This is a genomic window from Achromobacter sp. Marseille-Q0513, from assembly GCF_018195695.1.
Classification (GTDB): domain Bacteria; phylum Pseudomonadota; class Gammaproteobacteria; order Burkholderiales; family Burkholderiaceae_B; genus Achromobacter.
The window spans coordinates 1-702 of the sequence record NZ_JAGTJY010000423.1 but is presented as its reverse complement, the minus strand read 5'-3'; the positions used below and the strand labels follow the sequence as shown (position 1 = coordinate 702).

Below are 702 nucleotides of genomic sequence, written 5' to 3'. Positions count from 1 at the left end.
TGTGGGCGCCCCGGCTTTCCCCCCCGGCCGTGTTTTCCCCACCCCGCCCCCCGGGGACCGCCGGTTCCGGCGGCGCCCCCCCGTTCGAACCAGCGACATTCACATCCCGCCCCGCCACGAGCACCGCCGTGTCGCCCGTGAAGGTCGTGGCCTGCGCGCGCTCGGTCTTGATCGAGTTGATCATGTGGTTCGACCGGCTGGACAGGAAGCCGCGCTGCTTGTAGTACGACTCGATGTAGGAGTCCTGCGTCTGCACGCCGGCCGTGGCGCTGATGTCGCGCCCGGCGCCGACCGCCAGCTGCTTGCCGGCGGTCACATCGGCCGCGCGGGCGCTCACGTCCTGGCCGGCCGCGATCGTCAGGTTGCCGCCGGCGGCAACCGTCGCGCCGATCTCGCGGCTGGTGCTCAGTTCGTAGCGGTTGCGCGCATCGCGCACGATGCGCTCGCCGTGGCTCACGCTCAGCGTGTTCAGGGTCACGTCGCGGCCGGCCTGCAGGCGCGCATCGTCCCGCGCCGCGACCTGGGCCGCAGTCAGGGTCAGGTCGCGCCCGGCCTGCACGTTCAGGCTGCCCGCGTCGATACGCGAGACGCCGCTCACGTACGTACCCCACGTATTGCTGTAGCGCTCGGAGGCCGAGGTCGAGGTCAGCGCGATGTCGCGCCCGGCGCTCAGGTTGATGCTGTCGCCCTTGATCAGCGACA

At 71.5% G+C, this 702-nt stretch carries 1 protein-coding gene; it reads right to left on the bottom strand.

The genetic code is table 11. The features are described from left to right. Positions 1 to 702, bottom strand: a 702-nt coding sequence (locus KDH83_RS31045; protein ID WP_212322944.1) for a hemagglutinin repeat-containing protein, incomplete at both ends; no start/stop codon positions are given.